The sequence below is a fragment of the Elongatibacter sediminis genome (genome assembly GCF_037892215.1).
GTDB lineage: Bacteria > Pseudomonadota > Gammaproteobacteria > Xanthomonadales > SZUA-36 > Elongatibacter > Elongatibacter sediminis.
On record NZ_JAZHOG010000006.1, the window covers coordinates 113,920 to 139,862 of the forward strand.

At 63.3% G+C, this 25,943-nt stretch carries 17 protein-coding genes; 5 read left to right on the forward strand and 12 right to left on the reverse strand.

Annotated features, from left to right (window positions below):
- Window positions 1-2: 2 nt before the first annotated feature.
- Window positions 3-785 (reverse strand): SDR family NAD(P)-dependent oxidoreductase, encoded by a 783-nt coding sequence (locus V3330_RS10365; protein ID WP_354695347.1) that lies wholly within the window; start codon window positions 783-785, stop codon window positions 3-5.
- Between the two features lie 36 nt (window positions 786-821).
- A complete protein-coding gene (locus V3330_RS10370; protein WP_354695348.1) occupies window positions 822-2,159 on the reverse strand; it encodes an L-fuconate dehydratase in 1,338 nt (445 codons plus the stop codon).
- Window positions 2,160-2,372: 213 nt separating this feature from the next.
- Between V3330_RS10370 and V3330_RS10375 the strand changes: the two genes are divergently transcribed.
- Window positions 2,373-3,485, forward strand: a complete 1,113-nt coding sequence (locus tag V3330_RS10375; RefSeq protein ID WP_354695349.1) for a glycoside hydrolase family 172 protein — start codon at window positions 2,373-2,375, stop codon at window positions 3,483-3,485.
- 53 nt (window positions 3,486-3,538) lie between these two features.
- Window positions 3,539-4,456, forward strand: a complete 918-nt coding sequence (locus tag V3330_RS10380; protein ID WP_354695350.1) for a hypothetical protein — start codon at window positions 3,539-3,541, stop codon at window positions 4,454-4,456.
- Between the two features lie 7 nt (window positions 4,457-4,463).
- Here V3330_RS10380 and V3330_RS10385 read toward each other — a convergent pair whose 3' ends face one another.
- Together V3330_RS10385 and V3330_RS10390 are read right to left on the reverse strand one after the other, a co-directional pair.
- Window positions 4,464-5,666 carry a serine hydrolase domain-containing protein gene (locus V3330_RS10385; protein ID WP_354695351.1) on the reverse strand — a complete coding sequence of 401 codons (1,203 nt, stop codon included), beginning with the start codon at window positions 5,664-5,666 and terminating at the stop codon, window positions 4,464-4,466.
- A gap of 46 nt (window positions 5,667-5,712) precedes the next feature.
- Window positions 5,713-6,492 (reverse strand): IclR family transcriptional regulator, encoded by a 780-nt coding sequence (locus V3330_RS10390; RefSeq protein ID WP_354695352.1) that lies wholly within the window; start codon window positions 6,490-6,492, stop codon window positions 5,713-5,715.
- Window positions 6,493-6,761: 269 nt separating this feature from the next.
- Between V3330_RS10390 and V3330_RS10395 the strand changes: the two genes are divergently transcribed.
- The gene (locus tag V3330_RS10395; protein ID WP_354695353.1) at window positions 6,762-8,948 is read left to right on the forward strand and encodes a TonB-dependent receptor; all 2,187 of its coding nucleotides are present in this window, start codon (window positions 6,762-6,764) and stop codon (window positions 8,946-8,948) included.
- A 144-nt stretch (window positions 8,949-9,092) separates the two neighbouring features.
- Here V3330_RS10395 and V3330_RS10400 read toward each other — a convergent pair whose 3' ends face one another.
- From V3330_RS10400 to V3330_RS10425, 6 genes are all read right to left on the reverse strand, one after another.
- Entirely contained in the window at window positions 9,093-10,367 is a 1,275-nt protein-coding gene (locus V3330_RS10400) for an O-acetylhomoserine aminocarboxypropyltransferase/cysteine synthase family protein (protein ID WP_354695354.1), read from the reverse strand.
- 53 nt (window positions 10,368-10,420) lie between these two features.
- Complete coding sequence (locus V3330_RS10405) at window positions 10,421-11,656, reverse strand: aminotransferase class V-fold PLP-dependent enzyme (protein WP_354695355.1); 1,236 nt, start codon at window positions 11,654-11,656, stop codon at window positions 10,421-10,423.
- A gap of 211 nt (window positions 11,657-11,867) precedes the next feature.
- A complete protein-coding gene (locus V3330_RS10410) occupies window positions 11,868-13,859 on the reverse strand; it encodes a tetratricopeptide repeat-containing sulfotransferase family protein (RefSeq protein ID WP_354695356.1) in 1,992 nt (663 codons plus the stop codon).
- Between the two features lie 5 nt (window positions 13,860-13,864).
- The gene (locus V3330_RS10415) at window positions 13,865-16,243 is read right to left on the reverse strand and encodes a TonB-dependent receptor (protein WP_354695357.1); all 2,379 of its coding nucleotides are present in this window, start codon (window positions 16,241-16,243) and stop codon (window positions 13,865-13,867) included.
- Between the two features lie 284 nt (window positions 16,244-16,527).
- Complete coding sequence (locus V3330_RS10420; RefSeq protein ID WP_354695358.1) at window positions 16,528-19,725, reverse strand: WD40/YVTN/BNR-like repeat-containing protein; 3,198 nt, start codon at window positions 19,723-19,725, stop codon at window positions 16,528-16,530.
- 101 nt (window positions 19,726-19,826) lie between these two features.
- A complete protein-coding gene (locus V3330_RS10425) occupies window positions 19,827-21,206 on the reverse strand; it encodes an amidohydrolase family protein (RefSeq protein WP_354695359.1) in 1,380 nt (459 codons plus the stop codon).
- A gap of 146 nt (window positions 21,207-21,352) precedes the next feature.
- Here V3330_RS10425 and V3330_RS10430 point away from each other — a divergent pair, with 146 nt between their 5' ends.
- Window positions 21,353-22,735: an FAD-binding oxidoreductase gene (locus V3330_RS10430; protein ID WP_354695360.1), complete on the forward strand. Its 1,383-nt coding sequence runs from the start codon at window positions 21,353-21,355 to the stop codon at window positions 22,733-22,735.
- Between the two features lie 3 nt (window positions 22,736-22,738).
- Here the strand turns inward: V3330_RS10430 and V3330_RS10435 are convergent, their stop codons facing one another.
- The gene (locus tag V3330_RS10435; RefSeq protein WP_354695361.1) at window positions 22,739-23,704 is read right to left on the reverse strand and encodes a threonine ammonia-lyase; all 966 of its coding nucleotides are present in this window, start codon (window positions 23,702-23,704) and stop codon (window positions 22,739-22,741) included.
- Between the two features lie 31 nt (window positions 23,705-23,735).
- On the opposite strand from V3330_RS10435, the gene V3330_RS10440 reads away from it, so the two are divergent.
- Window positions 23,736-24,596, forward strand: coding sequence for an SDR family oxidoreductase (locus tag V3330_RS10440; RefSeq protein WP_354695362.1), 861 nt, complete (start codon window positions 23,736-23,738; stop codon window positions 24,594-24,596).
- Window positions 24,597-24,693: 97 nt separating this feature from the next.
- Here V3330_RS10440 and V3330_RS10445 read toward each other — a convergent pair whose 3' ends face one another.
- Window positions 24,694-25,878 (reverse strand): pyridoxal phosphate-dependent aminotransferase, encoded by a 1,185-nt coding sequence (locus tag V3330_RS10445; RefSeq protein ID WP_354695363.1) that lies wholly within the window; start codon window positions 25,876-25,878, stop codon window positions 24,694-24,696.
- Window positions 25,879-25,943 lie beyond the last annotated feature (65 nt).

Consider the following 25,943-nt stretch of genomic DNA (forward strand, 5'->3'; position numbering starts at 1 on the left):
CCTTATACCTTGAGTCCGGTGAATCCGCCATCCACTGGAAAGTCGCAGCCGGTGATGAACGTGGCCTCCGGCGAGCACAAAAATGCGACCAGAGCCGCGACTTCCTCCGGGGTGCCCATGCGGCCGATCGGCTGGGTCGCGGCCAGGGTTTCGAACATCGCGGCTTCGCGTCCCGGGTAATGCTCCTGCAGGTAGCGATCGACGAAGGGTGTATGCACGCGAGCGGGCGACACCGCATTGCAGCGAATACCGGCGTCCAGAAAATCACGTGCGATCGAGCGCGTCATGGCCAGTACGGCCCCCTTGCTCATGGAATAGGCGAAACGGTCGGCCAGACCGACGTGCGCCGCGACCGAACAGAGATTGATGATGGTCGCTCCGTTGGCGGCTTTCAAGCGGCTCAGGCAGGCCCGGGTCGTGTTGTAAACGCCTTTGACGTTGACCTGGTAGATGCGGTCCAGATCCTCCGGTGAAGTGTGTTCCAGAGATCCGATGTGCGACACACCGGCGTTGTTCACCAGGATGCCGACCGCTTCGGGCAATTGCTCGACGGTGGTGCCAAGGGCAGCAGGGTCGCTGACATCACCGTGCAGAAAGTGCGCGCGTTCGGCCAGGTCGCCCAGTTCGTCACGGGCAGCGATCCAGCCCGCGTCATCGAGATCGAGCACGTGGACGTGGGCGCCGTTTTGCAGCAATTGGCGAGTGATGGCCAGGCCGATGCCGCTGGCGCCGCCGGTGACGACGGCGCAGGTTCCGGCAAGGGATTGGGGTTGGGCAGTGTTCACGGCAAATTCCTGTTGGGGCAGTAGTGGTGTTGGAAACTAGGCGGTGCGGGCGAGCCGCTGCTTCCAGACCGGACCGTCGGGAAACTCGTAAGTGGCCAGGGACTCGGGTTTCATCTCGATACTGTAGCCGGGCCGGCTGGGGGCGAGGTAGTGCCCCTGGCGGATGCGAACCGGGTCGGTGAAATGTTCGTGCAGGTGGTCGACATACTCGATCAGGCGGCCATCGGTGGTGCCGCTGAGGGCGATGTAGTCGAACATTGCCAGGTGCTGGACCTGCTCACACAGTCCGACGCCGCCCGCGTGCGGGCAAACCGGTATGTCGAACTTGCGCGCCAGTAGCAGAATCGCCAGGTTTTCGTTGACGCCGGCCACCCGGCAACTGTCAATCTGGCAGACATCGATGGCGCCGATGCTCATCAGCTGTTTGAATATGATGCGGTTCTGGCAGTGTTCGCCGGAAGCGACGCGGATCGGCTTGATGGCGCGGGCAATCGCGGCATGCCCCAGCACGTCGTCGGGACTGGTGGGTTCTTCGATCCAGTGCGGGTCGAAATCGGCCAGTACCCGCATATTGTCAATGGCTTCGTCAACGTCCCAGGCCTGGTTCGCATCCATCATCAGGAAACGGTCGGGGCCGATTTCCTCGCGAATGATGGCCGCGCGGCGGCAGTCGTCCTCCAGCGAGACTCCGACCTTCATCTTCAGGTGCGTCCAGCCCTGCGTCACGGCCTCCCGGCACAGGGTCCGAATCCGTTCGTCCGAATACCCGAGCCAGCCGGCGGATGTCGTGTAGCCGGGAAAGCCGTTATTCCTGAGCTGCTCGATGCGTTCTTTTCGGCCGGGTGTCATGCTCTCCAGCAGTTTCAGGGCTTCGTCCGGGGTGAGGGCATCGGTGAGGTAGTTGAAGTCCACGCAGCGCACCAACTCTTCCGGGCTCAGCTCCGACAGCAGCAGCCACAGGGGTTTGCGCGCGAGGCGTGCGTACAGGTCCCAGACCGCGTTGATCAGGGCTCCGGCCGCCATATGGACCACCCCTTTCTCCGGACCCAGCCAGCGCATTTGCGCATCACCGGTCAGTTCCCGGGAAAACGCCGCGAAATCATCCGTGATGGATGACAGCGTTCTGCCGATCACCGCATCGGCGATGGATTCCAGAGCGGCGCAGCAGATCTCGTTGCCCCGCCCGATGGTGAACACCAGGCCGTGCCCGGTCAGTTCCGGCCGGTCCGTGAGCAGCGTAATGTAGGCACACGAGTAATCGGGGTCGTTGTTCATGGCGTCGGAGCCATGCAGCTCATCGCTGGTGGGAAACCGGATATCGCGTATCGTGTGGCCCGTGATGCGCACGCCGTCCGGATGTTGCCCGGACGTCAACGGCGTGTCCTCGCATCGACCGAAGGCCGGGCGGGCCCGGCTTTCGGTTGACGGGCCTGGAGAGGGAGCAATAAAATCATTTATGAACTCTGGATTTATATATAAATTTCAAAAACGATACTATTCGGGGTCGTTGAAGTCAACGAGACAATCACGGCCGGTGCCTTGCCATCGGTTGCCTGATACCAGGGCCCTCATTCGGAGAATCCACACATGAACCGGTTCGATTACCTGCGCGACCTGCATGACCTGCCCGCCGACATTCACAGTCGATCGATCAGCTTCGAGAATCCGACGGGTGAAAAAGGTGCCGGGGGCCGCTCGGCCAGTCCGCTGGGGGTAGGGAGAAAGGGCAGCCCGGCGCGAATGATTGCGCCGGGGGAATGTGTCGAACTGGCGAATATCGAAGGTCCGGGCGTGATTCGCCATTTGTGGATGACCACGTACGACATTGCCGATACCATGCGCGGCCTCGTGATCCGCATGTACTGGGAGGATCAGGAGCATCCGGCCGTCCAGGCGCCCCTGGGCGATTTCTTCGGTTTCGCGCACGGTGTTACGGAGCCTTTTCACACGGCGGTCCACGCGGTCAGTGAAAAATTCGCCCTGAGCATGTGGCTGCCCATGCCGTTCGCCCGCCGTGCGCGGATCACGATTACCAATGATCTGTCGTTTCCGGCCTTGTTCTTCTATCAGATCGACTACACGGTCGGTGACCGCCTCGTGGAACCGTTCGGGCGGTTGCATGCCCACTTCAGACGCGAGAATCCGACAACGGCGGGCCGCGATTTCGAAGTGTTGCCGCGGCGCCGGGGTTCGGGACGCTTCCTGGGTACGGTCATCGGCGTGCGGCCTGGCGGCCCCAACTGGTGGGGTGAGGGGGAGGTCCGTGTGTTCCTGGACGGTGATGAGTCCCATCCGACGATCGTCGGCACCGGAACCGAGGATTACGCCGGCTTGTCCTGGGGTCTGCAGCAGAATGCTTTCCCCCTGTGTGGTGCCAGCCGGGTGACCACCGGTGACCGGCTTGAAACCGGCCCGGTCTCGCTGTATCGCTGGCATCTGCCGGATCCGTTGTACTGGCACCAGGACATCCGGGTGACCGTGCAGCAGATCGGGCTGCAGCCGCCGGCGCGCGATTTCGAAGACTATCTGGCCAGTCTGTATGACCGTGAGGACGACTGGTGCGCCTGCACGTTCTGGTCCGAACCGGTACCCGGGGACCCCCTTCCGCCCTTGCCTGATGTCGAAGCCCGGCTGGCGGATCTCGATCTCGTGCCCGATCCGGACAGTCTGCCTTTGCAGGGTCGCAATGAGAACCTGTAATGACAGGCGGCGGAGCGGGCCCCTGGGGTGTGACGGGTGCGTTGAGGGATCGAATGATTGAATGGCGCAAAACGGAATATGGCGGTTGGGACAACTGCCTGGTGGGGAAATGGGGCGCGCTCGAACTGGTGGTTACCCTGGACGTGGGGCCACGGATCATCAGCCTGAGGGTCGATGAGGGCCCCAACCTGTTCAAGACCTTCGACGAGGAACTGGGCCAGACTTCCGGCGAGGAGTTCGCCTTGTTCGGTGGTCATCGCCTGTGGCACGCCCCGGAAGTCCATCCGCGCAGCTGGGTGCCGGATTTCGAACCGGTCCCGCATCGCTTTGATGAGGGATTCCTCGTTCTTGAACCGCCGACCGAGCCCGATACCGGAATTCGCAAATCCATGTGGATTCGCGGTGAAGATTCGGGGCGTATCCGTGTACGCCACTGTCTGGCCAATACCCTGGCCTGGGCGGTGGAGCTTGCTCCGTGGGCCATGAGCCTGATGGCGCCGGGCGGCCGGGCCATCATCCCCCAGGAAGATTACAGAACTCACCCGGAGCACCTGTACCCGGCCCGCACGGTGACTTTGTGGCACTTCACCCGCATGAACGATCCCCGCGTGCGCTGGGGAGAGCGTTACATTCAGCTTCGCGAAGACCCGGCCGTGGATCAGAAGATCAAGTTCGGCGTGCTGAACAAGCAACGCTGGGCGGCCTATGAGAACCGGGGTAGCGTGTTTGTGAAGACCTTCGGCTTTCTCGAGGAGGCCACTTATGCCGATATGGGCTGCAACTTCGAAACCTTTACCATGCCGGGATTTCTGGAACTGGAAAGCCTGGGCCCGCTGCAACGAATCGAACCCGGGGCGACGGCGGTCCATGATGAAATCTGGCACGTCCGAAGTGGCGTGCGGCTTCCGTCTGACGGTGATGCGTTACATCAGGCCATGCAGGACATCGTGGCCGGTCTGGCGTTTCCGTAAATCCCGCTCAGTGGCGCCAGAAACCCGGTTTGCGATCGCGTAATCCGGCCGCCCGGTAGGTTGCATCGATCAGCGACTGGGCACGCTCATCCAGCGAGGGCAGGCCATTCATCCGGGTCATGACGTAGCCGAACGCCAGGTGGTTGGCGGGATCGGCGAAACCGATCGATCCCCCCATGCCGGGATGACCGAACGCCGACTCACCCAGACAGAAGCCCAGGCCGGGTCGATGGGTGCCTGTGCCCCATGAGGACGTGAAGCCCAGCGTGAATGCGGTGGGGATGTCGAGGACCGCGTCGCGATCGCTGACGGACCTCGGTCTCGCCATGGACGGGATGGCATTTTCGGAAATCAGACGCTTGCCGTGAATCGTCCCGTCGAGTGACAGCGGGGCGTACATACCGGCCAGGCCGGCTGCCGTGGCCACCCCGCCTCCGGCCGGATTGCCGGCGGCGCGAAATTCGCGATCGCGGCAGGCCGCCAGCAATACTTCGACGTTGCGCCGCACGGCCGCGACGGTATCCGAAGCGCTGACGGGCTGCCGTGGGTCGGTCGCCGCGGGAATATCAGGAAGCACGATCGGCGCGAGCCGTGGTTCGACGCTTTCCGGCAGTCCGATCCAGTAATCCAGGCCCAGTGGCCCGGCCACTTCGTCGCGGAAGAACCTGCCGGCGGATCGGCCGGTCACGCGGTGAATCACCTCATCGATCAGGACGCCGAAACTCACGGCGTGGTAGCCATGGCTTGTGCCGGGTTCCCAGACCGGTGCATCGCGCTCGATCAGCCGGGCCAATGCCCGTCCGTCGAACAATTCGTCTGTGCCGAATTCCGTGCGAATGGCCGGTAGTCCTGCCTGGTGATTGAGCGCCATGCGCAGCGGAATCTCTGCTTTGCCGTTTTGACCGAATTCGGGCCAGTAATCCCGGATCGGACGTTCGAAGTCCAGCTCTCCGGCATCGGCCAGCAGGTGGGCGCAAAGCGCAACCGCGCCCTTGGTACAGGAAAACACGTGACACACAGTGTCTTCGTTCCAGGGTCGGCCGGAATCGTTGACCGACTCGCCGCCGGACTCCCCGCCCCACAGATGAACCACGGTCTCGCCTTGCGCGATGACGCAGATCGAGGCGCCGCGCTCGCCGTGTTCGGTGAAGTTCCGCGCGAAGGCCTCGCGCACCGACCGGTAGCGCGGGTCGCAGTAGCCCTGAAGCATATTTTCGGCGGGGGGGTGTTGCGCTGTGCCCGGCTGGCGGGGCGAGTCAGAATCCACCATGCCGTGCGCCCAGAGTCGACAGTTCCCGGGATGCTTCGCGCAGGTGGGTCAGCGTGTCCTTGACCGACACTTCGGCGGCCCGGCCTTTGAGGTAGGGCACCGTGAGGCTCGCGATGACATGTTCGCGCTCACCGAGAAATACCGGACAGGAGAGATCCTCGACACCCTGAACGAGCGAACTCTTGTGGCGAAGATAGCCGGAACGGCGCCCGCGTTTGAGTTCGGCTTCGAGGCTCTCGCGGTCGAAGCCGCCGGTTCTTTTTTCATACCGGTCGAGCAGAGCGGAGCGTTCGTCTTCGTCCATCCACGCCAACAGGGCGAGTCCGGATCCGGACTCGTACAGGTCCAGGTTGTGTCCGACCCGAACCGCGATTCCAACATTCGAAGGGCTTTCCACCCGCGCCACGACCACCATTCGGTAGCCGCTCACGACCGCCAGGTGACAGGGCTGACGAGTGCGTTCCGAAAGCCGGTGCAGGGTTGGGAAGGCCTCTTCGACGAGGGTTCCGACCGGGCTCGCTTTCATGCCCAGATCGAACAGGCGGTTGGAAATGTGCAGTTCGTCGCTGCTGGGATCCCGAGTCAGGTAACCGCGTTCCACCAACACCGCCGTCATGCGGTAGAGTTCGCTGCGCGAACGATTCAGTTCGGCGGCGATCTGGGTCAGCGTCATCGGTTCCTTGATGTCCGCCAGCAACTCCAGAATTTCCAGGCCCTTCTCCAGGGCCGGGGCGCGGTATGCCGGTGTCTTTTCCTTGCTCGTCATGGGTGTCAGCCGCCCGCTCGCCTGTTCATGCCTGTGCCTTCCATTATCCATCGTGAAGGAATTCGGCGCCATGCGCACCGAACGATCGGGTCCGGTTCTTGACAACCCTGAGCCTTGATAGTACCGTCCATTTTCATAATGATCATATATGAACAGTAAGTTCATATGCAATTAATAGGTTTTACTTTGAGGCACCCAATCCGAACGGGCCAGACCTGCCCTTCGGTATCGGCTTGCCGGCCCCTACTCGCAACTGTGGAGTCCCAAGCATGAACCGGTCAGTCATCACACCGCTCAACACCCTTACTGCAAGCCTGCTTTTCGCTTGCGCAACGCTGTCGCAGGCGCAGGAATCGGCGGGTGAAGCCGCAGATAACAATCCCATGGTTCTGGAGGAAGTGGTTGTCACGGCAACCAAGCGGGAGCAGTCACTGAGAGACATTCCCACCAGCATCGACGCCTTTTCCGGGCAGCATCTCGATGGAATCGGCGCGACTGCACTGGCCGATATCATCAAGCTCTCGCCGGGTGTGACCATGGAGCCGGGCTTCACGCCGGGTACCTCGACCGTTCAGATTCGTGGCATCACCAACGAATCGCGGGGCGTGGGACCGCGCACCGTGGGGCGTTTTTACGATGGTGTGCCGCTGATCAATCCGTCCATTATCGGCGTGCAGCCGGACGTGGATACCGTCGACATGCGCGCGGTGGAAGTGCTCAAGGGCCCTCAAGGCACCCTGTTCGGTGGTTCGGCCCTGGCCGGCGCTGTGCGTTACGTGCCGGCGCAACCGGAGTTCGACCGCTTTTACGGCCGGGCTTCGCTGGGCTATGGCACCATGGCATCGAGCGACGACAGCAGTTCCGAGTACTCGTTGATGCTCAACCTGCCTCTGGGAGAAACGTTCGCCCTGCGCTTCGCTGGCGCGATCCGGGACTACGCGGGATTCATCGACGATGCGGTCAGTGGCGACGAAGACATCAACGACTATCGCTCCGAACATGGCCGCTTGTTGGCGAAATGGCAGGTCACCGATCAGTTTTCGGCCAACTTCACCTACCTCAAGCAGACCGGCGAAATCGGGGCCTACAGTTTTCTCGAAGGCACCGACAACGACCGGGTGCGTCAGTACAAGTACCTGCCGGAGTTCGAAGATACCGAATTTGAAATCTACGGTGCGCGGTTCGACTTCGCGACAGAGGATTTCACCATCGTGTTCGACAACAACTGGCTGGACAAGGAGCGCAGCAGCCAGGCGGACCTGACCTACGTGGTTCAGCTGCAGGGCAGTGGCATTACGGTAAACCAGAACTTCATGCCCACCACCGACCAGAACACGCATGAACTACGCATCGTCTCCAACCGGCCGACCGGCGGCAATGCATTGCTTCGTGACTGGGAGTACACCGTCGGTCTGTTTTACATGCAGTCGGATCAAACCCGGCCCAGCATCGTCGATATCAATTTGCCGGGAGCGGTGTCGCGTTCCATCGGCGGTGAATTCGCCGAGGCCAGGGAAAAGGCGATCTATTTTGATTTGACCCGGACGTTCGCGGAGCGCTGGGAACTCAATCTGGGCGGCCGCTATTTCGACCAGAAGACCGAAGGCGGAAATTTCCTGTCCGGTGGTGGAGATCTGGGCATTCCCGATGGCAGCACCCAGGCAACCTTGAAGGAAAGCGACTTCAATCCCAAGGCCGCCCTGATGTTCCATGCCAATGAGAATGTCACCGTGTTCGCGAGTGCGGCATCGGGTTTCCGTTTTGGTGGCATCAACGGCGCGGCGGTGGCGTCCGGTGACTTCGGTGTACCCACGAGCTACAAGTCGGACTCCCTGGACAATTATGAACTGGGAATCCGCACCAACTGGATGAACAATCGGGTGACCGCGGATTTGACAGCGTTCCGGATCGACTGGACCGACATGCAGATTCAGCAGCGCGCCGGTGTGGTGGCCTACGTGGACAACATCGGCAAAGCCAAGGTCACGGGCTACGAGTTCGCGCTGAACGCCTTGCTGGGTGAAGGCTTCTCGACGCGAATCGCGGGTTCGTACACGAAAGCGCGCACCCGGGAAGACTTCGAGTCGGCCAGCTCCGGTTTCATTCCTTCGGGTTCTCGTCTGCCCCAGGCCCCGAGATGGACGGGCTCCGCCAACCTGAGCTACGACACGTCCTGGGAGAACTGGGATTTCCGGGGATCGGCCACCTACTCGTACCGCGGATCGTCGCACAACAACCTGCAGAACAGCATTCCCCTGGATTCGTACAACATGTTGGACCTGGCATTCAGCGTTGGCGCGCTGAACCTGCCGATGAATCCACGGCTCAACCTCATCGTGAAAAACCTCACGGATGAGAACGTGGCAACCTTCGGCTGGTCGCTGGGTACCGCCGTCGACCTGGTTTCCCTGCTGACGCCGCGCCAGGTACTGTTGAGACTGGACCTCGAATTCTAACCAGGCACCGGGGGGGATGCTGCGAGCCCTGAGAAACTCAGGGCCAGAAACTTGGGGTCAGAGTAAAGGGACAGAGTCGTTACTCTGTCCCTTTACTCTGACCCCAAGTTTCGTTCAGGGCTTTTCCGGGGTCGGGCGCGGTGCTTACCGCGCGGCCTTAAGGGCCTGGTCCAGGTCGGCGATGATGTCGTCGATGTGCTCGATTCCGACGCACAGCCGGATCATGTCCGGGGTGACGCCGGCCAGCTTGAGCTCTTCTTCGCTGAGCTGCCGGTGCGTGGTCGAGGCCGGGTGCGCGGCCAGTGATTTCACGTCGCCGATGTTGACCAGCCGTACGAACAGATCCAGCGCGTCATAGAACTTCACGCCGGCGTCAAAGCCGCCCTTGATGCCGAAGGTCATCAGCGCCGACGGGCGCCCATTGGTGTACTTCTGCGCCAGGTCGTAGTACGGGGAGTCTTCCAGGCCGGCGTACTGTACCCATTCCACCTGCGGATGTTCCTGCAGATACTTCGCCACCGCCAGCGCATTGTCGGTGTGCCGCTCCATGCGCAGCGGCAGGGTCTGCATTCCCTGGAGGATCAGAAACGCATTCATCGGACTGAGGGCGCTGCCCGTGTTGCGCAGTGGTACGGTACGGGCGCGGCCGATGTAGGCCGCCTCTTCCATCGCCTCGGTGTAAACCACGCCGTGATACGACGGCTCCGGTTCGGTCAGCATGTGGAAGCGTTCGGGGTGATCCGCCCACGGGAACTTGCCGGAATCGACGATGACGCCACCCAGGGAGTTGCCGTGGCCGCCCATGTACTTGGTCAGCGAGTTGACGATGATGTCGGCACCCCACTCGATCGGCTTCATCAATGCCGGAGTCGCCACCGTGTTGTCGACGATCAGCGGCACGCCTGCTGCGTGCGCCATGTCGGCGAGCGCCTCGACGTCGACGATGTTGCCGGCGGGATTGCCGATGGATTCGCAGAACACTGCGGTCGTCTTGTCGTCGATCAGCTTCTCCAAGTCGGCCGCCTGGTCGCTCGCCGCGAAGCGTACGTCGATGCCCTGCTTTGGCAGCATGTGCCGGAACAGGGTATAGGTGCCGCCGTAAATCTGCGGTACGGTGACGATGTTATTGCCCTGCTCGGCGATATTGAGAATCGAATAATTTACTGCGGCGCTGCCGGCGCTCAGCCCCAGCCCGGCCAGGCCGCCTTCGAGCTGGGCGCATCGCTGTTCCAGCACATCGGTGGTCGGATTCATGATGCGGGTGTAGATGTTGCCCGGCACGGCCAGATTGAACAGGTCGGCGCCGTGTTGCGCGTTGTCGAAGGTGTAGGCGACGGTCTGGTAGATAGGAACGTTTACGGCGTGGGTTTCCGGGTCGGACTTGAATCCGGCATGGACCGCCAGGGTTTCGTCTTTCATGGGGCAAACTCCAGGTTCTGAGCGCTGTTGGTTGGGGGTTCAGCCCCCTATGGTCAACGCATCGAGGCCTGCAGGTCAACCAGCGTGTCGATGTCTTCCTCGGTGTTGAAAAAATGAGTGCATACGCGCAGGTTGCCGACGCCGCCCAGCGCACGCATCGAAATGCGGATCGGTTTTTTGCAACGCCCCGGTGCGGCGCAGCGCCTGAAGAATTCGAGGTCGCGATCGTAATCGCCGTTGGTATAGGTGATCAGACCGTGCCGCCGCTCCGGATCGAGCGGACTGGTCACGGTGCAGCCGATGTCCTGCAGGCGTTCGGTGGCATAGGTCCCCAGCCGCCTCACCCGCTCCTCGATGTTGCCGATGCCGTGACGCTCGTAGAACTTCAAAGTGGCATTCCAGCCGAACAGCGAGGGCCCGATCACGGTGTCCTGGGAAAAGCGGTTGGCGTTGTTCACCGGCGGATGGTCCCAACTCGCGAGGTTGTCGTGGTGGGGATCGGCGAACGGAATGCCCCCGGGCACGTCGGCCCAGATGTAATTGCGGAAACGGGCGTCCACCGTGTCCATGAAGGCGCGCCGGATGTAGAACAGACCGGCGCCTTCAGGACCACATTGCCATTTGTAGGAACCTGAAATCAGCAGGTCCACCTCGTCATCGGCGACATCGATGTCGATGGCGCCCAGGGCCTGCATCGCGTCGTCCAGCACCACGGCGCCCTGATCGTGCGCCAACCGGCACAGGCTTTTCATGTCGAAGGTGAAGCCGGAAAAAGCCGCGGTACGGTCGACGGCGACCAGCCGGGTACGGCCGTCGATGGCGGATTCCATCTTTTCCAGCGGCACCTCTCCCTCCACGTGCCGCACCACACGTATTTCCACGCCGTGTCGGCGCGCGATGTCCTGCAGGATGTAAGGAATCGCCGGGTAGGACAGGTCGGTGATGACGACGTTGTCGCCGTCATGCCACTCGAACATGTTGTACAGGATTAGATTGGCCGTAATTGCCGGCCGGTACATGTTGGTCACTTCGTCCGGTTGCGCGTTGATGAGCCGCGCACCGCGTTCGATGCATTCCTGCCAGGCGGGGGTCAGAAATGGGTGAGTGGCGGCGTCAGCGGTCGGGATGTCCTCCATGCGGCCGCATTCCTGAAAGCGGTAGTAATCGCGTGCCGCGTCGAGCCAGTAGTTGCCGGGCACCATGATGTCGCCGGCGTTGAGGTACACCCAGTGGTCGAGCATTTTGAACTGGGCACGAATGTCATCGATGTGTGAGTCCAGGGGATTCATGGCGTTTCAACAGACCTTTGGATTCCGGTGGTTATCGCTCCGGGCGTTCGCAGCGGACTGCATCGGTGAGGATTTGCATGCCATTCTCCGCTGTGAATCTCCCGGAAAGCCGTATTTTCTCAACGACATCGGGGCCGTGACCCAATCCAGATCAGGAGAAAGGCAAAAAGGGTCCCGGGTGTGCGAATCGGCGTGCGCCGGAATGGCGGGGTCAGTCCGTGGCAGGCATGGGGTAACGGTCTGGCAGGTCGCCAAGCGCACTACGCAGCGGACCCAGGTGCGGCTCGAAGTGGCGCCAGTGCTCCAGCCCGCTGCGGTAGATGGGCTGACGGACCTGTTCCGAACTGGGGGTGCGGATCGAACGGTCCGTGGCGTGGTAGTTCAGGCAGGCTTCCTCGAACGGCAGGCCGAGAAAATCGAGGATGCGGCGCACCTGGGTCTCGAGGTCGGCGACCACGTGTTCGTAATGCACCCGCAGCACCCGCCCGGGCAGCACGTGGTCCCAGTGTTCCATCAGTTCGACGTAGCCACGGTAGTAGCGGCCGACTTCCTCCAGGCCGTAGGTGAACTCCTGGCCGTCGGCGAACAACTGCTTGAACCCGCTGAAGCAGCAGGCCATGGGGTGGCGGCGCGCATCGATGATGCGGGCATTGGGCAGCATCAGGTGAATCAGGCCGATGTGCATGAAGTTGTTCGGCATCTTGTCGATGAAGCGCGGCGCGCCCTGCCGGTGAATCTGCGTGTCGCGGATGAAGGCGTCGGCCATCGCACGAAGTTTGTTTCCGTCCAGTTCATCGAGGATGGCGGGATACCGCGGCTTCTCGGTCACGAAACGGCGGCCGTTCAGCCGGTGCGCCAGCGCGATGATGTTGGGCAATTCCATGGTGCCGTCCACCTGCGAATGGGAGGCCAGGATCTGCTCCAGCAAGGTGGACCCGGCGCGCGGCAGCCCGACGATGAAGATGGGATCGTCGTGCGCGCCGCCGAGTCCCGACTTGCGCTCGAACAGGTCGGTCGTGCAGCTCTCGATCTGGCGGCGCATGGCTTCTTCCAGCCGTTCGGGTTCGTAGCGCACATGCGCCTTCTTCAGGCGGTTGCCCTGCTCGTACCAGCGGAAGGATTCGGCGTAGTCTTCGCGGGACTCGTGCGCCGCGCCGAGGGCGAAACACAGGTGAAAGCGGTCGACATCGGTGGTTGCCGGTTCGGCCACGTGGCGGTTCATATCCGCCAGTTCGTCGTCGGTGAACCGGTAAGTCTTGAGGTTGGCCAGACTCCAGTAGGCATCGCCGAAACCCGGCCGGGCGCGGTAGGCCGCGCGGTAGGACTCGATGGCCTCGTCGAGCCGGCCAATGGTTTTCAGCGCATGTCCGCGGGACAGATGTGGGTATTCGAAATTCGGACGCTCCCGGGTAATTCGCTCATACCGTTCCAGGGCGGTGTCGAACTGGCCGACCGCGACGCATTCGTTGGCATAGGCCAGATCGAAGGCGTGATTGCCGGGATGGGCGTCACGCAGGATGGTCGCCTGCTCCAATGCCTTCTCGAACTTCTGCCGTTTGTGCAATACCGAAACGTAATCGTAACGCGCCTGCCAGTTCTCCGGCTCGAACTCCACGCAGCTTTCCAGCAGGAACTCGGCATCGTCGTAGATGAAGAGTTTCATGCCCAGCACCGCCAGCAGGCGCATGGCTTCGACATGGTGCGGATTCTGGCGCAGGAAGGCTCGGCACAGGGTTTCGGCCTTGTACAGTTTGCCTTCGTGGAGCAGGCTGCTGACGCTGACCAGCTCTTTGGGCAGTTTTGACAGGCGTTCGTACTCGGCCTGCGCCGAATCGGCCGCCGCGGTGCGGTCTTGCCGCCGGTGCAGCCGGGCCAGTTCCCGCCAGGCGGCCGGCAGTGCATGATTGAGCTCCACGGCGCGCTGGTAGGCGGCCAGGGCGCGGTCGGCGTCACCCAGATCGCGGAAATTGTGGCCGGCCTCCTGGAATGCCCGAGCATGGTCGGGCTGCAGGTTTCTCAGGTGCTCCAGGGTGGTCAGCGCATCGGGGTGCCGCCGCAGGTAGCGCTGCGCGACCGCCTGCAGATACAGCGCGGCGGCGTCATCCGGCTCCTCGCGCAGCCGGGCGCCAGCCAGCGAAAGGGCGTCCTCGAGCTTCCCGGACTGCAGTGCTTTCCGGGCCTGGGCCATGGGGTCCGACATCATTTCATTCAGTAGTCGTACGAGACCCTCAGGCCGTAGGTCCGCGGACGATTGGTGGTAATGCGCAGGTCGGTGTCCAGGGAGTTGATGAACAACTGGGCGCGCTCGTCCGTCAGGTTCTCGCCAAACAGTTCGACGCTCCAGTTGCCACTGCTCACGCCAATGGCGGCGTCCACCGTGTCGTAGGAATCCTGCAGGAAACGGTTGTCGACAACGATGGAGCTGAACTGGTCGCCGGTGTAGGCGTACACCAGTTGGGCGTAGGGACTGTATTCACCGGCCGTCCATTCGTAGCGCGCGCTCAGGTTGTATTGCCATTCCGGCGCCAGTGCCAGTCTCGATCCGGGCCCTGCGATGTCGCTCACGCCCGGTGGCACGCGGGTCATTTCCGTATCGTTGTAAGACCATGCGGCGTTTAAGGTCAGGTTGTCCGTGGCCAGGAAGGACAGGTCGCCCTCGATGCCGGTGATCTCCGCGTCGGCTGCATTGGTGGTGAAGGTGATCACGGAAATATCGAAGTCCGTGATACCCACCTGCAGGCCGTCCCAGTCGATCCGGTAGATCGAGCCGTTGAAACGCAGCCGCCCGTCGAGCAGCGTGGTTTTCCAACCCAGCTCGTAGTTGGTGACCTCGTCACTGACGTAGGTTTTGGGCACGCCGTCGTTGTCGATGCGATTGAATCCGCCGGGGCGGAAACCCTCCGACCAGGTGGCGTAGAAAAGGACATCGTCCAGCGGCTGCCACGACAGGCTGGCCTTGACGATGGTGTCGTCTTCTTTCAGCGGTAATGCATCGGCGAACACCAGGTCGTAGCTGATACCGCCGTCGCCGTCGACATCGCCGAGCGTGGCGAAATTCGATGAGCCGACCAGCCGCGATTCGATGTCGTAGTAGCGGGCGCCGCCGGTGATCGAAACGGTTTCGGTGAGATCGAAGGTGACTTCACCGAAAAAGGCCAGTTGTTCCTCGGTGCGGATGGCGTCGTTGACGAAGGTGATGCCGGGCGGACGGGCCTCCGGGTTGAACTGTGTCGCCTGCGAGTGCGGCTCGTTGGGAGCGAAAAACCCCTGTGAACCGGCGACGTAGAACTGCGTGTCCACCTTGGTTTCGATGTCGTCGTAAAACACGCCGGCTACCCAGTTGACCCGCTCACCTTCGTCGTAGGAAAAGCGCAGTTCGTGGGTTGTGCGCTCGTTCTTGATGAAGGTGATAACCCCCTGGGTCGGATCGCCACACAGCGTGTAATCGGGCTGGCACAGGTAGTAGTACCCGTAGCTGCCGATTTGCGTGTAGCCGCTGTAATCGAAGTTGTTGTTCACTTCCCGGTCGAGGTAGGAGCCGGCGTAGAGCACATTGAGCCCCGCCAGGCGTCCGCTGACGGTCAGCGAATACTGAGCGAACTCATCGTCGAGTTCGTCGGGGAAGAAGCGCTGCACCTGCAGGTCGCCGACGATTCGGCTGCCGGACTGGCCGGTCGACAAATCGGCGATTTCCTCGGGGGAGTGATCGAATACGCCGTCCACGTCCAGTTCCTGGAACATGACCTGGCCGAGCAGTTCCCAGTCGTCGTTGATCACGTACTTCGCGGCGATTCGCCCGCCGGTGTAGCGGGCGTCATTGAAGTCGTCCTCGACCAGCGGCAGGTTGTTGACCACCGTGGACTCGGCGCCTTCGGGAAAACCGACGTCGGCCGCGGTGTAGGCGTTCTCGCCGAACACATTGTCGATGTAGCCGCCTTCGACGGCGTTGTAGAACACGCCGCGGATCGCCAGGGTGTCTTCGATCAACGGCCAGTTCACGTAGGCTTCGACGCTGTTGCTGAGATCGCCGCTCTTCGTGGTCGCAACGCTGGCGTCGAACCCGGCCTGAAATTCATTGAGCACCGGCTTGCGCGTGATGAGACGAACGGTGCCCGCCTGCGAGGAGGCGCCGAACAGTGTGCCCTGGGGCCCGGGCAACACCTCGATGCGTTCGATGTCGGCGGCGTACAGGTCGAGATTGCGCCCGCCCGAGCTCACCGGCTGCTCGTCGAGGTACAGGGCCACGTTGGGCACCGGGGCGCCGATTTCGATCGAGGTCTGGTCGGAAGAGTCGGTGGCCATGCCGCGAATGAAGATGGACGACTGGCCCGGCCCCCGGCCGGCCGCGTTCACACCCGGCAGATAGCGGATGTAATCATCAAAATTGGCCACGTTCAGTTGCTCGAGCTTTTCGCCCGAAAGCGCCGTGACGGTGACCGGAATGTCCTGCAGATTTTCCGCCCGCTTGGTCGCGGTGACGATGACTTCCTCCAACTCGCCGGCAGCGCCGGCGGCGATGGGTGCGGCGCCGGCCAGTGTCGTCAGGCCAAGCGCAACGGCTTTGCTCAGTGTGTTTCGGTGGTTCATGGCAGGCCTCTCGTATTGATTCTTGTGGGGACGAGTCCGGTAGGAAGACCCTGCTGTGCCGGTGGTTCGTTGCATTTCAAGTGTAGCACTTACCGGGCGGAACGCGATGCCGCCACCCGGCAATGGGCGACCCCAGGCGGGCAGGGAGAGGGCGTGTGTGGAGGTGGCCGGAAGTGTTTCCGGCCAGGCTGTGAAACGGTGTCGGCCGAAGCCGGCGCCGGAGGACCCGGCGCCGGGTGGATCGTGGTTATGCCGCAGGAAGGCTTCCCAGGGTCACGGTACGGTCACGGCACGATTACGCTGGGAATGCCGGCCGATTCGAAAGCCGCATTGAAAGCGGCCAGCTCCTGGTCGAGGATGGACTCGGCATCGGCAGCCAGCCGGGCCCATTCCTGGGCGATCTCGTCCGTGCGCTCGAGAATTCCCGCATTGACCGGCGGTTCCTGGTCAGAGGCCCGCAGCACGTGCAGGGCCTGCACCGAAAGCAGCAGGCTGGGCACCGAAACCACGTCGCGCAGATTGTCCGGGAGCGGCGCCTGCGGAGTGTGGATCTCCCACGTGCGGATGCGGTCGACCAGGGCCTCGCCGGCCGCCTGGATATCGGCGGAATTGTCCAGGCCGGCGGTACGCGCCATCAGCTCTTCGGCCTGATCGGCCACCGAGCGCAGGGCGTTGGTGGTGCCATGGATGTCGTTGACCAGCCGGTACAACCGCAGACTGACCCGGCTTTGCTCGGCCCAGGCCTCGGCTCCGGCGGGTTCCCGGCGCGGATCCTCCGCAATGTGAACCGGCTGTTCGGCCACGTGGTCGCCATGCCGCAAGCGTGCGCGGTAGGTGCCCGGGGCCACGCGTGGCGGCCGCTGGCTGACGTAGCGAATGGTATCGGCCACCGCGGTCATGGGCTCGCGGCGGAAATTCCAGATCGCTTCGTTCATACCGCGCCGGGTGCCCAATGGCGGTGCCGGCGGCTCGCCCTGCACGCCCTTGACCAGGGTCCGGGCTGCGCGCTGCGGCGGTTTGCTCGAATAGCTGCGGATCACCTCACCGTCGCTGCCGAGGATCTCCAGGGTCAGTGGATCGCCGTTCGCGGGCAGCGCTTCGGCCAGGCTGTAGCGGATGACCACGCCTTCGGGCGGATTCTCACCGCCGTCGTCGCGCGGCCAGCGGCTGACGTTGATACGGTACGCCGTGCGGGGCTCGTACAGGTGCACGGCTTCTTCGCTGACTGCGGGTTCCAGGGCATGCAGCGGGGTCAGATCGTCCAGTATCCAGAATGACCGCCCCTGGGTGGCGGCGACGAGATCGCCGTCCTTGACCCGCAGATCGGTGATGGGCACCTGAGGTAGATTGAGTTGCAGCGACTGCCAGTGTTCGCCGTCGTCGAAGGAGACGAACACACCGCGCTCGGTGCCGGCATACAGCAGGCCGCGGCGGGCGGGATCCTCACGCACCGCGCGGGCGAAGGCGACATCGGGTATCCCGTCGACGATGAGATCCCAGGATTCCCCGTAATCCCGCGTGCGGTAGATCAACGGCGTGTCGTCGCCGAGCTTGTAGCGGTTCACCGCGATGTAGGCCGACGCGGGGTCGTGCGGTGACACCTCGATCATGTTGATCTGGCTCTCCGGCAGATTGCGCGGAGTGACGTTGGTCCAGCTGTCGCCGCCGTCACGGGTGACGTGAACCAGTCCGTCGTCGGAACCGGCCCAGATCGTGCCGGCATCGTGCGGTGACTCGGCCAGGTACATCAGGGTGCCATAGTGCTCGCCGCCGGCACCCTCGATGGACAGGGGGCCGCCGGTGGTGCCCATTTTCGAGGCGTCATTGCGGGTCAGGTCACCGCTGATGGGCGTCCATGACTGGCCGCGGTCGGTGGATTTCAACACCACGTGCGCGCCGTGATAAATCACCGACGGATCGAACTGAGAGACCACTACGGGCGCGTTCCAGTTGAACCGGTAGCGCAGGTCTTTGGCCTGCAGGAAGCCGATGAAGGCCGGGTAGGCTTCCAGGCTGCGCACGTTTCCGGTGGCATCGTCGTACTCGGTGATCGATCCCAGCAGGCTGGTGCCGTAGACCCGTTCCGGGTTGTCCGCGTCGAAACCGAACTGGGCGCTCTCGCCGCCGCCCACCGGCTTCCAGTCGGCCCGGCCGATGGTCGCGCCGAAGGTGCGGCTGGCGATGCGCAGCGCCGAATTGTCCTGCTGGCCGGCATACAAGCGGTACGGGAACACGTCGTCGGTGATCACCCGGTACAGTTGGGCGGTGGGCTGATTATCCTGGGCGGACCAGGAAGCGCCGCCGTTGACACTGACGTTGGCGCCGCCGTCGTTGCCTTCCACCATGATCAACGGATTGTCGGGGTTGATCCACAGGTCGTGATTGTCGCCGTGGGGTGTCCGGATTTCGGTCAGGGTGGCGCCGCCGTCGACCGAACGGGTCATGGAATTGGACAGGATGTACATCGTGTCCGCATCCTGCGGGTGGGCGAAAATGTGGGTGTAGTACCAGCCGCGGTCGCGAATGCCCTTGTCGCCGTTCACCCGCCGCCAGCTCTCACCGGCGTCGTCGGAACGGAAGATGCCGCCTTCGGTGGCCTCGATCATCGCGTAAACCCGGTTGGGGTCGGCCGGCGAGACCACGATGCCGGTGTTGCCCATCAGTTCGGGCAGCCCGTTCTCCAGCCGCCGCCAGGTTTCGCCGCTGTCGGTGGATTTCCACAGGCCCGAGCCGGGTCCGCCGGAACGGATCGTCCACGGCGTGCGCTGGTGATCCCAGGTACCGGCGTACAGGATGCGGGGATTGTGCGCATCCATACTGAGGTCGTGCACGCCGGTGTGCTCGTCGACGTAGAGCGTCTTGCGCCAGGTTTCCCCGCCGTCGGTGGATTTGTAAACGCCGCGAGCCTCGGAATCCACCCAGGCATTGCCCTGTGCACCGACGTAAACCACATCCGGATCGCGCGGATCGACCACCACGATCGAAATATGCTTCGTGTCTTCCAGGCCGATGTGGGTCCAGGTCTTGCCGCCGTCCACCGATTTGTACATGCCGTCGCCATCAGCGGTCGATACCCCGCGTACGGGCGCTTCGCCGGTGCCGACGTAAATCACGTTGGCATCCGAGCGCGCCACCGCGATGCCGCCGATGGTGACCGTGTTGAAGAAGCCGTCCGACACGTTGTGCCAGGTCATGCCGGCATCGTCGGTACGCCAGACGCCCCCGCCGGTCGCACCCATGTAGAAGGTATAGGGTTGGTCCGGATGGCCGGCCACGGCGGTGACCCGTCCGCCACGCCACGGCCCGACGTTGCGCCAGCTCAGGGCCTGGAAGAACGCCGGGTCGACGTAGCTGCCGCCGCGCCGTTGCGCCGTGGCGTCGAAGCTGGACAGCAGGGCGAGCATCGCGACCAGGCACACGACCACACTCGCGCGGGTTCGTGATGCCGGCCGTGGGGCGCGAAGCGGGGTAAGTCGGGTCATGGTGCGATCCTCCGATGTATGTTGATGAGTCTGCGTATATTCGTTCCGGGTTGGTATTCGAAAGGGGGTCGATTCCTGGGCTGTCCGGGGTTCGGCCGGGCTTAACGATTGACCGGCAGGTTCAACGCCGAACGGTCAATGACCTCGCCGGCCTTGATCACCTGGCGAATCTGCTTGGCGTTGTCGATATCGGCGGACGGGTCGGCATCGAGCAATACCAGGTCGGCGATTTTGCCCTCTTCGATGGAACCCATGTCATCCGCACGGCCGAGGAAGGTCGCGCTGTTCAGGGTGGCGATTCGGATCACCTCCAGCGGCGGGATACCGGCTGCCGCCAGCAGTTCCATTTCGCGGTGTACGGCAGGACCGGACGATTGGTCGGTTCCCAGCGCCAGCACGCCGCCGGCTTCATGAATTTTGCGCAGGTTTTCGGCGGCGACCGGTGACATCAGCTTCATCCACCAGGTCCAGGTTTCGGCCCGGTACTTCGCGGCGGTCTCTTCCTGCAGGGTGCGGATTTCCTCCGCATCCAGAACCGCCTGGTACAGCGGCTGGTCCAGGTATTCGGGGTGTTCGGCCAGCCGGCTGTAGTTCTCGCCGATGGTCAGGGTCGTGGTCATGGGAATTTTCTTGGCGCCCATCAGCTTGGCGAAGGCGTCCGTGATGGGTCCCTGGATGACCGGGTGGGCCAGCGTATCGATGCCGGCGTAAATGGCCTGGCGCGCGCGCCATTCGCTGGACGTATGCGCCGTGGTGCGAATACCGCGCTCATTGAAAAATTCGATCGAGTGCTGCAACAGGTCCACCGGCAGCAGCGGAATCAGCGGCCGCGCGCCCCAGCCGCGCTCTTCCAGCGTGAACTTGACCATGTCGGGCTGGCGGTCGGCATGTGCCTGCAGGGCGACGGTCGCTTCAGGCCAGTCATCGATCAGGGTGGCGCCGTGATCGGAGCCGTGGCTTCCGGGGTAGGTGACGATGCCGCCCGTGGCCAGCAGGCGGGTGGAGATCAGCTCGCCGGAACGCTCGCGTTCACGCAGGCTGAAGATATAGTCGGGCACGTTGCCGACGTCGTAAACCGTGGTCACGCCCGAATACAGAAAACCCTGCAGCGCCTGTTCGCCCAAACGGACATCGTGGTCGTCTTCGACAAACCCGTCCTTGGCGACACGCACCGCGCCGCGCAGATGGATGTGCACGTCCATCAGGCCCGGAATCAGGTACTTGCCTTCACCGTCGATGCGATCGACGCCGCGCGGCGCATCGACCGCGTCACGTCCGACCCGGGTGATGCGGTCGTCCTCGACCAGCACTGTAGCGCCTGCGACGGGCGCGCGACCGGTGCCGTCGATCAGCGTGACGTTCTCGATCAGCAGGTCCGCCGATGCGGAAACCGCGCTGAAACCGGCCAGCAAAGCGGATGCGCACGCGGTGAAAGCGCGGGTTCTAAGTGGGGCGGACAGTCGCATTTCGGACTTGGGCATGGGTCTGGATCCTCGGAATCGGGCGGTTGATCCCCCTACTATCGCCACATTAGCCGTGCGGCTTCAAGCAACAGGTTAGTCCCTAATGACTAAAAAGCCGGATGAAATCGCTTTCGGGGCCGCTGCCTCCGGGGTATGTTGCAGGGATGGAAACCGCAACGACGAGAGCAATTGAAGAGCTGCGCGAAGCGCTGGGTGAGCGTCTGGCGACCGGAGAAGCCGTGCGCGAGCATCATGCAGGAGATGAATCCTGGCACGAACGGCAGGCGCCGGCGGCCGTGGTTTTTGCCGAGAGCGCGGAAGACGTGGCCGCGGCCGTGGCCATCTGTGCGAAGCATCACGTTCCGATGATTCCGTTCGGCACCGGTACCGGTCTGGAAGGTGGCACCGTGGGACGGGATGGCGCGGTGAGCATCGATGTGTCCCGCATGGATGCGATCGTGTCCGTGAACGCCGAGGACATGGACTGCGTGGTGCAGCCGGGCGTCACCCGCGGCCAGCTGAACCGCTACCTGCGCGACACGGGACTGTTCTTCCCGGTGGATCCCGGCGCCGATGCCTCCCTGGGCGGTATGGCGGCGACCCGGGCTTCGGGCACCAATGCCGTGCGTTACGGCACGATGCGCGAAAACGTCCTCTCGCTGAAAGTGGTCACCCCGGACGGCCGGCTGGTGACCACCGGTCAGCGGGCCCGGAAGTCGGCGGCGGGTTACGACCTCACCCGCCTGTTCGTGGGTTCGGAGGGCACTCTCGGCATCATTGTGGAACTGACCGTGCGCCTGCACGGCCGGCCGGAAGCGATCTCGGCGGCGCGTGTGTGTTTCGATAACGTCTCCGGCGCCGTCGACGCGGTGATTCTGACCATCCAGAGTGGTATTCCCATCGCCCGCATGGAGTTGATCGATGCCGAACAGATGCGCGCGATCAACGCGTATTCGAAAACCGATTATCCCGAACAGGTGACCCTGTTCCTGGAATTCCATGGCAGCGAGGCTTCGGTACGCGAGCAGGCCGAGTGCGTCGGCGAGATCTGCGACTCGCTGGGGGGTTCGGGTTTCCAATGGACGGCCTTCGAGGAAGAGCGCAGCCGCATGTGGGAAGCGCGGCATCATGCGGCCTATGCGGCGATGGCCGTGCGCCCCGGCGCGCGTGCTTACGCGACCGACGTATGCGTGCCGATTTCACGGCTGGCCGAGTGCATCCGAGAAACGCGGGCCGATGTGCACGCGCACACGCAGATCCCGACTTTTCTGCTGGGCCACGTGGGTGACGGGAATTTCCATTATGTGTTCCTGGTCGATCCTGAAGACCCGGAAGAACTGGACCAGGTGCATGGGCTCAGCGGGCGCATGGTGGAGCGCGCGTTGGCCATGGGCGGAACCTGCACCGGTGAGCACGGCATCGGGCTGGGTAAGCAGGCCTACCTTCAGCGTGAGCTCGGCCCCGACGCGGTCGACCTCATGCGCACGCTCAAGGGCGCGCTGGACCCCGGCAATCTGATGAACCCCGGCAAGCTGTTACCGGACTGAAGCTCAGAGTTCTTCGTTGAGAATGGCGGCAAGCACGTCGGCGTCGATATTACCCCCGGTCACCACGCAGACGGTCTTGCCCTCGTACCCCCCGTCCGCCAGCGCGGCCGCCACCGGCAGGGCGCCCGCCCCTTCGGCCACCACCCGGTTGTGCCGGCACAGGTGGCGGATGGCCCCGGCAACCGCGGCCACCGGCACCACCCGGGTTTCGATTACCAGTTCGTTGATCAGTGGCCACATTTCCTTCAGCACGCAGGGCGCGCCGGCGCCCGAGATGAAGGATGGCGTCACCGGCACCTCGGTGGGGTGACCGGCGGCGAAGGCCGCCGAGGCCGGGGTGGCGGCGTCGCTTTCGGCCACCATCACCCGTACGCCCGGCTTGACCATGTTCAGTCCGGCAGCGGTGCCGCAGGCCACACCGCCGCCGCCAAACGGCAGGATGACGGTATCGACATCCGGCAACTGACCGGCGATTTCCACGCCGATCGTCGCGTTGCCGGCCAGCGCCAGGGGGTCGCGAACGGCGTCGGCGTACAGGCCCGGGTCTTTCGCATACCCGCTGTCTTCAATGATGTGCCACCATTCCTCCGCGTCGAGCAGACAGACCTCCGCGCCGCAGTGGCGAATGGCGTCGAGCTTGGCTGCCGGGCTGCTTTCGGTGGCATAGACCCGGGCCGGAATACCGAGTTTCTCCGCCATCCAGGCGAGGGCCAGGCCGGCGTTGCCGGAACTGGCGGTGTAGGCGCCGTGGCGCAGGTCCGCCGGGTCGGTGTTCAGCAGCAGGTTGCCTATCGAACGGACCTTGTAGGCACCGATGGTCTGCAGGTTTTCGAGCTTGAGGTAGACTTCCCCCGGGCCCTCGTAGCCGTTCAGCCGGAGCAGCGGAGTGCGAACGCGATACGGTCCGAGAGCATCCGCAGCGGCCTGGATGTCGTCCGCGGTGGGCGGCCGAAGGGTGTTTGCATTCATCAATTTTCAACTCCCGCGGGGAAAGTGCAGCATGATATTACTCAGTGGCGCGACCGGAAAGACCGGCAGACACGTGGTCGATCGCATCATCGCCGATGAATTGCCGGCACGTGCCTGGGTGCGAAACCCCGCGGCGGCGGACGCGCTCCGGGCGGCGGGCCTGGACGTGGTCGTCGGCGACCTCGGGGATGAAACCCTGCTGGCGGGGGCCATGGACGGGGTTACCCGGGCATTGTTGCTGGCGGCCAATACGCCGGCCCAGCTCGAACAGGAACGGCGATTTATCGCGGCCGCCGAATCGGCGGGCGTCGAACACGTGGTCAAAATGTCCGCCATCGGCGCGGATGCCGGCGCCGATGCCGTGTTGAAATCTTTCCACGGCCAGTCGGAGGATCGTTTGCGTGGCGCCTCGATGGCCCACACCATCGTCCAGCCCAATTTCTTCATGGACAATCTGCTCAATGTGGCCTCCACAATTGCCGGCCAAGGCCGCTTCGCGCTGCCGATGGGGGCGGGTCGGGTAGGGCCCATTGACGTGCGCGACGTCGCTGAAGCCCTGTTCATCTCCCTGACCCGGCCCGGGCACGAAAACCGTACCTATTTGATTTCGGGTCCGGACCTGCTGTCGTTTGCGGACATGGCGGGAGTCTTTTCGGAAGTTCTCGGTCGGCCGGTCACCTATGTCGAGCAACCGCCCGCGGAATTCCGCGAGCAGATGATCGGCCTGGGCCTGCCAGCCTGGAATGTCGATGCCATGCTCGAGTTGTTCGCCCTGATCGCACAGGATCGCAATGCCAGGGTAACCACCGAATTCCGGGAAATCACCGGCCGGGAGCCGCGTGACCTCGCCCGGTTCATTCGCGATCACGCCGCGGCCTTCGAATCTGCCTGATGCGTGGCCGCCCCTGCGGCCGGCCGAGTGGTCCGGGGCCCTGCTGAAGGGCCTGGGCCGGTCCGGCGCGGGTGCGCCGGACCGCCGCGATACAAGCTCAAGATGCCCGGAGCTGGAGTTTCGCGAAATAGGCCGCGATACGATCCAGGGCTTCCTCCAGCACGGCATAGGGTTCCGAGCCGAAGCAGACGCGCAGGTGGCCTTCTCCGGCCGACCCGTAGAAGGCGCCGTCTTCGGTGACGACGTGGGTGGCCTCCAGCAGGCCTTCGGCGATCTGCTTGGACGTCAGTCCGAAAGCGCTCACATCCGGATAGGCGTAAATCGTGCCTTCCGGCAGCGGGCAGGTAATGCCGTCGATGGCATCGAGGCGTTCGCAGACCAGCCGGCGGCGGCGGTCGTCTTCGGCCACCATGGCGTGCATGGGCTCCTGCGGTCCGCTGATCGCCGCGATCGCGCCGTGCTGGATGAACACGTTGACATGCGCCACGTCGGTGGCGGTAACCTGCACCAGGGCGGGCATGAACTTGCGCGGGCAGGCGATGTAGCCCAGGCGCCAGCCGTCCATCGCGAAGGCCTTGGTCAGCGCGTACATGCTGAAGGTCCGTTCCCACATGCCCGGCAAGGACGCGATGCTCACGTGCTTGTTGTCGTCGTAAACGATGTGGTCGTAGACCTCGTCGCTGGCTACCAGCAGGTCGTGCTCGATGGCCAGGTCGGCCAGTATCTGGAGTTCTTCCCGGGTGTAGACGCGGCCGGTCGGGTTGCTCGGGTTCACCAGGCAGATCATGCGGGTCTTGTCGGTGATACAGGCCTCGATGGGCTCGCGTTCGATGGGAAAGCCCTTGCTGCCGTCGAGTACCGCCTTGACGACCTTGCCGCCGGCCATTTCGATCTTGCCGACGTGCTGCGGGTAGTAGGGCTCGAGGAGGATGACCTCATCGCCGGGGTCGACAGCCGCGGTCAATACCGCGAAACCGGCATGGGTCAGCCCGTTGGTTACGAGAACCTCGTCCGGTGCGGCGTCGATGCCGTTGTAGGACTTCAGCTTTGCGCAGATCGCTTCGCGCAGTTTGATGTCGCCGGCGAAATCACCGTAGTGGACGATGCCGTCGTCCAGCGCTTTCTTGGTGGCTTCCTTGATATGGGCCGGCGTGTCGGCATCGGGACGGCCAACTTCGAGGTGAATCAGTTCATGCCCTTCGGCCATGAAGGACAGGGCACGTTCGTACATGCCGAAACTCTTGGGGGAACACTGTGCGATCCGGTCGGATGGCCATTTCATGGTGAAACCTCTGCTTCTTGCTACTGAATGAAGGCCCGCGGTTGGCGGGCCCGGATGATGTTCGG

Bases quoted from the DNA above. Each gene is read 5' to 3' on its own strand.
- V3330_RS10375 (WP_354695349.1), top strand. From the start codon at position 2,373: ATGAACCGGTTCGATTACCTGCGCGACCTGCATGACCTGCCCGCCGAC.
- V3330_RS10380 (WP_354695350.1), top strand. From the start codon at position 3,539: ATGATTGAATGGCGCAAAACGGAATATGGCGGTTGGGACAACTGCCTG.
- V3330_RS10385 (WP_354695351.1), bottom strand. From the start codon at position 5,666: ATGCTTCAGGGCTACTGCGACCCGCGCTACCGGTCGGTGCGCGAGGCC.
- V3330_RS10390 (WP_354695352.1), bottom strand. From the start codon at position 6,492: ATGACGAGCAAGGAAAAGACACCGGCATACCGCGCCCCGGCCCTGGAG.
- V3330_RS10395 (WP_354695353.1), top strand. From the start codon at position 6,762: ATGAACCGGTCAGTCATCACACCGCTCAACACCCTTACTGCAAGCCTG.
- V3330_RS10400 (WP_354695354.1), bottom strand. From the start codon at position 10,367: ATGAAAGACGAAACCCTGGCGGTCCATGCCGGATTCAAGTCCGACCCG.
- V3330_RS10405 (WP_354695355.1), bottom strand. From the start codon at position 11,656: ATGAATCCCCTGGACTCACACATCGATGACATTCGTGCCCAGTTCAAA.
- V3330_RS10410 (WP_354695356.1), bottom strand. From the start codon at position 13,859: ATGATGTCGGACCCCATGGCCCAGGCCCGGAAAGCACTGCAGTCCGGG.
- V3330_RS10415 (WP_354695357.1), bottom strand. From the start codon at position 16,243: ATGAACCACCGAAACACACTGAGCAAAGCCGTTGCGCTTGGCCTGACG.
- V3330_RS10420 (WP_354695358.1), bottom strand. From the start codon at position 19,725: ATGACCCGACTTACCCCGCTTCGCGCCCCACGGCCGGCATCACGAACC.
- V3330_RS10425 (WP_354695359.1), bottom strand. From the start codon at position 21,206: ATGCCCAAGTCCGAAATGCGACTGTCCGCCCCACTTAGAACCCGCGCT.
- V3330_RS10430 (WP_354695360.1), top strand. From the start codon at position 21,353: ATGGAAACCGCAACGACGAGAGCAATTGAAGAGCTGCGCGAAGCGCTG.
- V3330_RS10435 (WP_354695361.1), bottom strand. From the start codon at position 23,704: ATGAATGCAAACACCCTTCGGCCGCCCACCGCGGACGACATCCAGGCC.
- V3330_RS10440 (WP_354695362.1), top strand. From the start codon at position 23,736: ATGATATTACTCAGTGGCGCGACCGGAAAGACCGGCAGACACGTGGTC.
- V3330_RS10445 (WP_354695363.1), bottom strand. From the start codon at position 25,878: ATGAAATGGCCATCCGACCGGATCGCACAGTGTTCCCCCAAGAGTTTC.